The organism is Polynucleobacter sp. Fuers-14, assembly GCF_018882045.1.
GTDB lineage: Bacteria > Pseudomonadota > Gammaproteobacteria > Burkholderiales > Burkholderiaceae > Polynucleobacter.
Genome location: NZ_JACVPG010000014.1, coordinates 20,788 through 27,744 on the forward strand (window position 1 = coordinate 20,788; position 6,957 = coordinate 27,744).

Consider the following 6,957-nt stretch of genomic DNA (forward strand, 5'->3'; position numbering starts at 1 on the left):
CATGCTCTCTAAATTTTTTATCGAACGGCCGGTACTGGCCAATGTGATTGCTCTGGTCATGCTGCTGATTGGAGCAGTGTCCATTAATAGCTTGCCAATTGCTCAGTACCCAAATATCGTACCTCCCACGATTCAGGTAACAGCACGATATCCAGGTGCAAGCGCCACGCTTGTACAGCAATTAGTAGCGAGTAATATTGAAACCCAGGTGAATGGTGTTGATGGCATGCTCTACATGGAGTCCGCATCCACCAATGATGGAAACTACACTCTTACGGTTACCTTTAAGGTCGGAACAGACCCTAATTTAGCTCAGGTCAACGTACAAAACCGGGTAGCGATTGCGCTTCCTTCTTTGCCGCAGGCTGTGCAAAAGCAGGGCGTCACAACCAAAACACAATCGACTGCCATTCTGCAGTTCGTTACCCTCACTTCATCCAATCCAGATTATGACGGCCTATTTTTAAGTAACCTGGCTAACTTAAAGTTGCAACAGCGCTTAGCGCGATTGCCGGGCGTAGCTGCTGCCAATGTCTTTGGGGTGGGTAATTACAGTATGCGAGTTTGGCTTGACCCAGCCCAACTCAAGATGCGCAATCTGACGCCAAATGATGTCATTGCCGTTATTAATAAGCAAAACGTCTTGCTAACAGCAGGTCAAATTGGTGCCCCGCCCACACCGATGGGGCAAGATTTTCAGCTGACGCTCAATGTCACCAGCGCTATGACAACGCCTGAGCAGTTTGGCAGAATTGTTGTCAAGGCTGGTAACAAGGCTGAAATCACGTACTTGCGTGATATCGCCAGAATAGAAATGGGTAGTCAGAACTACAGTCAATTCTTCAAGATTGATGACAAACCTGCAGGTGGTATAGCTATTTACCAAATGCCGGGTGCCAATGCAATTGCTACTGCACAAGCGGTTCAGGATGAGATGAAGAGTATTGCCAAGACCCTTCCAAAGGAAGTTACTTGGGCTATTCCGTTTGATACCACGATGTTTGTTAAGGCCTCTATTCATGAGGTCTATAAAACGCTTTACGAGGCGGGCATCTTAGTATTGCTCGTGATTATGATTTTCTTGCAGAACTGGCGTGCCACGCTGGTGCCTGCTACAACAGTGCCTGTCACGATTATTGGCGCATTTGCCTGTATGGCTGCACTGGGCTTCTCTATCAACTTACTCACCTTGTTCGCGATCGTTTTATGTATTGGTATTGTGGTGGATGATGCGATTGTGGTGGTTGAAGCAGTTTCTAAGAAGGTAGAAGAGGGTGAAGATCCCAAGCAGGGTGCAATTGATGCCATGACTGCTTTGATGGGTCCGATTATTGGTATTACCTTAGTCTTGATGGCCGTGTTTATTCCAGCCTCGTTTATTGCTGGTCTTACTGGACAAATGTATCGGCAGTTTGCTTTGGTGATTGCAGCAACTGCTTTAATTAGTGGTATTAATGCGATTACTCTGAAGCCAACTCAGTCAGCGCAGTATCTCAAGCCGATTGATCCTAACAAGGTTAAAAATAAGCTCTATCAAAAATTTGATTTGTACTTCAATCGCTTGGCGACTTGGTATGGCCACAAGATTGAAGGCTTGATGAAGAATCGAGCTAAAGCATCGACGGTGGGCATTGCGATTATTGCCGCCTCTCTCATCGGCTTGATGTTTGTGCCATCTGGCTTTATTCCAAACGAAGACCAAGGCTACTTGGTGGTTTCAACTACCTTGCCTGATGCAGCTTCTTTGCAGCGGACTGAGGATGGGATGAAAAAAGCAGTTGATGTCATTAAGAAGGTTCCTGGTGTTGATACGGTTGTGGTGATCGGCGGCATTAACTTGCTGAACAATAGTAGCTCCCAATCCAATGCGGGTGGCTTATACGTCATCATGAAGAAATGGGAAGAGCGGGGCAAAGGTGAGGGCCTGCGTGATATCTATAACAATATGAATCAAGGCCTGAAGCAAGTTCAAGAGCTTAAGTCTTTTGTGCTCTTGCCGCCAGCCATTCCAGGTTTGGGTCTATCGGGTGGTTTTGAGATGAGACTGATGCTGACGGATGGCAGTAATAATTTTGCTAAGTTAGATGCTGCCGCTAAGACCTTTATTGCTGAGGCGCAAAAGCATCCAGAGATCATGATGATCTTTACGCCATTCCAAAACAATGTTCCGCAACTCCAACTCACCTTCAATGTAGGTAGGGCTGAAACTTTTGGTGTGGATATTGGGGATGCCTACGATGTATTGCAATCCTATCTTGGGTCTTCTTACGTCAATCAATTCTTCAAATACGGCCAAACCTATCAAGTCTATGTTCAAGCCGACGGTAAATACCGCAACGCTATAGAGCAAGTAAATCGTCTGTATGTAAAAAACAAGAGCGGCAATATGGTTCCTCTGGGATCCTTCATTGATGTCAAAGACACTACCGGACCAGCATTTGCTTCACAGTTCCAGCTATATCCTTCTGCTGCTGTTTTAGGCGCTGCCAATGATGGTTATAGCTCTGGACAGGCAATGAAGGTACTGGCGCAGGTAGCCGCCAAGACCTTGCCAGACGGTGTCGCGTACCAGTGGGCGGGTATGTCTTATCAAGAGGATCTAGTTGGAAATACCGTGATCTTGATTTTTGCGCTATCCATCTTGTTGGTGTACTTAGTACTCGCTGCTCAGTATGAAACTTGGATAGCGCCGCTAGCTGTTTTAACTGCAGTGCCACTTTCTTTATCCGGAACGGTATTGGCCTTATTGCTAACAGGCCTACCAAATAATATTTATGTTCAGATTGGCCTAGTGTTAATGATTGCGCTCTCATGTAAAAACTCGATTTTGATTGTTGAGGTCGCCATTGAGTGTAGACACAAAGGCATGACTTTTGTTGATGCTGCTCTAGAGGCTTCCAGAGAACGTTTTAGACCAATTGTCATGACATCGATTGCCTTTATTTTGGGTGTCATGCCTTTGCTTCTATCTACTGGTGCAGGTGCAGCAGCGCGTATCTCCTTGGGTATTACCGTATTTAGCGGCATGATTGCCTCTACCTGCCTTGCGGTGGCATTAGTACCGGTCTTCTATGTAGAAATCGAAACCTTCTTTGAGAACCGCGCGAATAAGAAAGCTGAAAAGACCACTCAAAAGAAATAGCTAGAGGGGTATGGGGTATCCCGCTGGTATGTTCGGGATTTCCCCATCACTTCCATGGGATGTAGGTAAATGTAGTTTGGTATATTTACTGGAATTGTTCTATTTTTAACCGACAGGGCTTACGCCTTGGATACTTACCAACCCCCGATGAAAAAATTACTACCTATTCTGATCTTTGGCACCTCTCTTGGCGCAATGTCTTCAGTAACATTTGCCAATCCTCCAATGCCACCTTTCTATGCTTCTGTTATAAAAATGGCTCCAGAGGGTAAGTTGGGGCAGGTCATCAAAAAAGAAAAAATAGAAACATCTGTTAAAGGTGCGCAAGCATGGAAGATTGCTTACATTTCTTCAGATGTTGCTGAGCGCAAGACCATTTCAACTGGTTTAATCGTAGCGCCTATTGGACAGGCTCCTAAAGAGGGTAGACCAATCATGGCCTGGGTCCATGGCACAACAGGATCAGCCCAAAACTGTGGCCCTTCTCAAATTATTAATCCAGTTACTCCTTTAAATGAGTACTTCTTAATGGATGGCAATTCTTGGACGGATTACGGTATCCCGAACGTAGAAGAATTTATTAAAGAAGGCTATGTCATCGTTGCTACCGACTATCAAGGTCAAGGTGGTGGCGGTAAGCATCAATACGCAGTGGCTCAAACTAATGGTAGAGATGCTATTAATTCTGCAAGAGCGGCTAGCTCCATGAAAGAGGTCGGCGCTGGTAAGAAGACCATTATTTATGGTTGGTCTCAAGGTGGCGGGGCGACGATTGCAGCTGCAAGTCTGCCAGAGTATCAAGCTCAACAGGGCACTGCGGCAGATAATCTCCAATATCTTGGATTTGTTGCGTTGGCACCAGACGACGTAGCGGCGGTACTACCAAAGTTACCAGCGGATGAGGCAGGCGCCAATAAACTCATGAATGAATTTACTCAGGCGAATGTCCCGAATATATTTCTATTTGCTCATTACGTCATGGGTCTTTGGGGAGCTCAAGCAGCTAATCCGAATCTAAAGCTAACAGATGTGTTGACTGATGAAGGTGTAAAGGTCGTTAACCAGTTAGCCGGCAATAAATGTGTTCACGTGATGGCTGATTCATTTGGCTATTCTTACGGCGATCAATATAAGTCTTTAATTAAGCCCCAGCCTAGCAACTCCTTAGCGTGGATCCAAGCATTTATTAATGGCAGCGTAAAACCAGTGAAACCAGTAGCGCCAGTAGTGATTTACTGGGGCACCAAAGATACTGCAGTCCCACCAGTCATGCACGAGCTTTATCAAAAGCAGATGTGTGCAATGGGGGCGAATGTGGGAAGAAATCAGCTACCAGGTGAGCAAACACACTTCACAACTCCTGGTGTATCAGCGCCTATGTATCTAGCTTGGGTAAAGGATCGCATTGCAGGTAAGTCGCTGGCAAATGGTTGTCCGCAACCAAGTCAAAAACAATAATCTCAATTTCAAAAAACTAAGACATCCATAACCACCTTCGGGTGGTTATTCTTTAGGAGTATATGTATGACCCAATCCACTCGCCGTAATTTCCTTAAATCATCTGCAATTGGTGCGGCAGTTGCTGCTAGTACTCAGGCTTTTCCCCAATCGCCAGCTGTATCTAAAAAGACTATTGCGGAAGTGAGAGCTTTGGATGCAAAAGAAATTCAGAAAACAACCTCAAGCTGGGATGATGGTCTAGCCCATCCGATTCCATATAAAAATCCTCCGGGTAAGGGCAAAGATAGGGCGATCGTATTGGGAGGAGGCTCTGAATATATGAGCTCATTTTTAGTTGGCTACTTTCATGCAATGCTAACCAATGGTATTGATCTTCGCTTAGCAGACATTGTGGTTGGCACATCTGCTGGCGCAGTTTTGGGCAGCGCTTTATTAGGTGGCCGCCTAGACTTATTCTCAGTAGAATTTAATTTATTGGCCGACTATCCAAAGATCATGGCTAAGCTAGTTCCAACGAAAAAATTCTTGCCTAGCCAGGAGCGTGTAATGAAGATGGGGCTTAGTGCCAAGGATGGTAATCCCGATACTATTCAGGCGATTGGTCATGCTGCAATGGCTGCAAAATCCATTCCATCTGATAAGTTTCAAAATAACATTAAAGTTTTCTTGGGGGGTATGAAAACTATTCCCCAAAAGATGTATATCACTACGATTGATTGCTATACCGCTGAACGTCTGGTGATTGCTCCAGATTCAGGTGTAACGGTCATTGATGCCTGTGCAGCTAGCGCTTCTGCCCCAGGCGTCACTGGCCCAACCTGGGTTAAGGATCGCGTTTGTATGGATGGTAGTATCGGTTCCACCGAAACCCATTGCGACATTGTTGCGGGATCTAGGCGAGCCCTAGTAGTAGCTCTGGCAGATACTATTGAGCAAGAAAAAGAAGGGCTGCGTTTGAACCATCTGCCTAATACTATTTTGCAAGAGGTAAAGGATTTAGAGGCGGCCGGCACCAAGACCAAGTTGGTTGTGGTTGGGATGCTTCCTGGCAGAAAAACAATGAGTGTTGTAGATCCGGCAATTATGGAGCCAGCCATTCAGTATGGATATGAGAGAGGAATGCAAGATCTCCCTGAGATGAAGCGTTTTTGGATGTCCGCTTAAGGCCTAAGGCAATTCTTGCTCAGTATTGAAATGCTAGTATGACTCTTTAAAACCAATCCAAACTAGGACCTTATGACAGCTCTGAATAGCCCCCTAAGTGTTTTGACTATGGCTTTAATACGGGGTATTTGTTTGGCGATTGCTACCCTTTTCATTTCTCTGGGCCTAAGCATTCCAGTGCAAGCTCAAGAAAAACCTGAGGTTAAGTATGCCCAAGTAGGAGATGTGAAATTAGCCTATTACCTAAAAGGCCAAGGGGACCCAATGATTCTCATCATGGGTTATGCCGCCACCATGAGTGCTTGGGATCCAGCACTTCTAGGTGAGCTAGCAAGAAATAACCAGCTCATTATTTTTGACAATCGCGGAGCTGGATTCTCAACCGATACCAAAGAAAACAATACAACCATTCCGCAAATGGCAGACGATGCCGCAGGCTTGGTTAAGGCACTGGGTTTTAAAAAGGTAAACGTGTTCTCGTGGTCAATGGGCGCACGAATTGGTCAGCAGCTAGTTATCAGGCATCCAGGGTTGGTTAACAAAGTCATTCTGTGTGCCCCAAATCCCGGTGGAAAATATCAGGTCGCTATTGATAAAAAGGTTGGGGAGGAGTTGAATAATCCAAGCCTTTCTCCTATGGAGAATTTCGAGTTGTTATTCCCAATTACTCCTGAAGGCAAAGCGGCTGCCAAGGTTGTATACGGGAGATTTATGGCGGCAAAAGCCGCTGGAACCATACCTAATGATTTTGTAATCTCTAAAGAAGCTAAGGAACGCCAGGTTCGTGCTCGCATCACTTTGTGGAATGCTGATAATCAGAACTACCAGGATTTAAAGAAGATTAAAGTTCCCGTTCTCGTGGCTGACGGTCGTGAGGACATCATCGACAATCCAAAAAACTCAGTTGTGATTGCTAATCAAATCCCTTTTGCTTGGTTGGCCTTTTATGAGGGCGGCCATGCATTCTTATTTCAAAGCTATAAGAAGCTTTCTGAAACTGTGAATGTATTTCTCCAAAAAGACTAGCTAGTTCTGTATTCTCAAACTTAAAAGCCACTCATCGTGAACTGACCCCCAAAAGTTGGACAGTTTAGTTAGGTTAGCACGAGGGATTGAGTTCGGTATTGCACCGGGCTTAATCCCTTTAGTTTTTGTTTGATCCGATCATGGTTGTAGTAGTGGATATATTC

5 protein-coding genes are annotated in these 6,957 nt (G+C 45.2%); 4 read left to right on the forward strand and 1 reads right to left on the reverse strand.

The window, feature by feature from the left end:
- The first annotated feature begins 1 nt into the window (after position 1).
- The 4 genes from ICN40_RS09200 (at position 2) to ICN40_RS09215 (ending at position 6,793) form a co-directional block, all read left to right on the forward strand.
- Positions 2-3,142: an efflux RND transporter permease subunit gene (locus tag ICN40_RS09200; RefSeq protein ID WP_216243582.1), complete on the forward strand. Its 3,141-nt coding sequence runs from the start codon at positions 2-4 to the stop codon at positions 3,140-3,142.
- 147 nt (positions 3,143-3,289) lie between these two features.
- Complete coding sequence (locus ICN40_RS09205) at positions 3,290-4,600, forward strand: lipase family protein (protein WP_216243583.1); 1,311 nt, start codon at positions 3,290-3,292, stop codon at positions 4,598-4,600.
- Positions 4,601-4,666: 66 nt separating this feature from the next.
- Positions 4,667-5,767, forward strand: coding sequence for a patatin-like phospholipase family protein (locus tag ICN40_RS09210; protein ID WP_216243585.1), 1,101 nt, complete (start codon positions 4,667-4,669; stop codon positions 5,765-5,767).
- 108 nt (positions 5,768-5,875) lie between these two features.
- A complete protein-coding gene (locus ICN40_RS09215; RefSeq protein ID WP_216243587.1) occupies positions 5,876-6,793 on the forward strand; it encodes an alpha/beta fold hydrolase in 918 nt (305 codons plus the stop codon).
- A 68-nt stretch (positions 6,794-6,861) separates the two neighbouring features.
- On the opposite strand, the gene ICN40_RS09220 is transcribed toward ICN40_RS09215, so the two are convergent.
- Positions 6,862-6,957, reverse strand: a 96-nt coding sequence (locus ICN40_RS09220) for an IS3 family transposase (RefSeq protein ID WP_216123889.1), incomplete at its 5' end; no start/stop codon positions are given.

Bases quoted from the DNA above. Each gene is read 5' to 3' on its own strand.
- ICN40_RS09200 (WP_216243582.1), top strand. From the start codon at position 2: ATGCTCTCTAAATTTTTTATCGAACGGCCGGTACTGGCCAATGTGATT.
- ICN40_RS09205 (WP_216243583.1), top strand. From the start codon at position 3,290: ATGAAAAAATTACTACCTATTCTGATCTTTGGCACCTCTCTTGGCGCA.
- ICN40_RS09210 (WP_216243585.1), top strand. From the start codon at position 4,667: ATGACCCAATCCACTCGCCGTAATTTCCTTAAATCATCTGCAATTGGT.
- ICN40_RS09215 (WP_216243587.1), top strand. From the start codon at position 5,876: ATGGCTTTAATACGGGGTATTTGTTTGGCGATTGCTACCCTTTTCATT.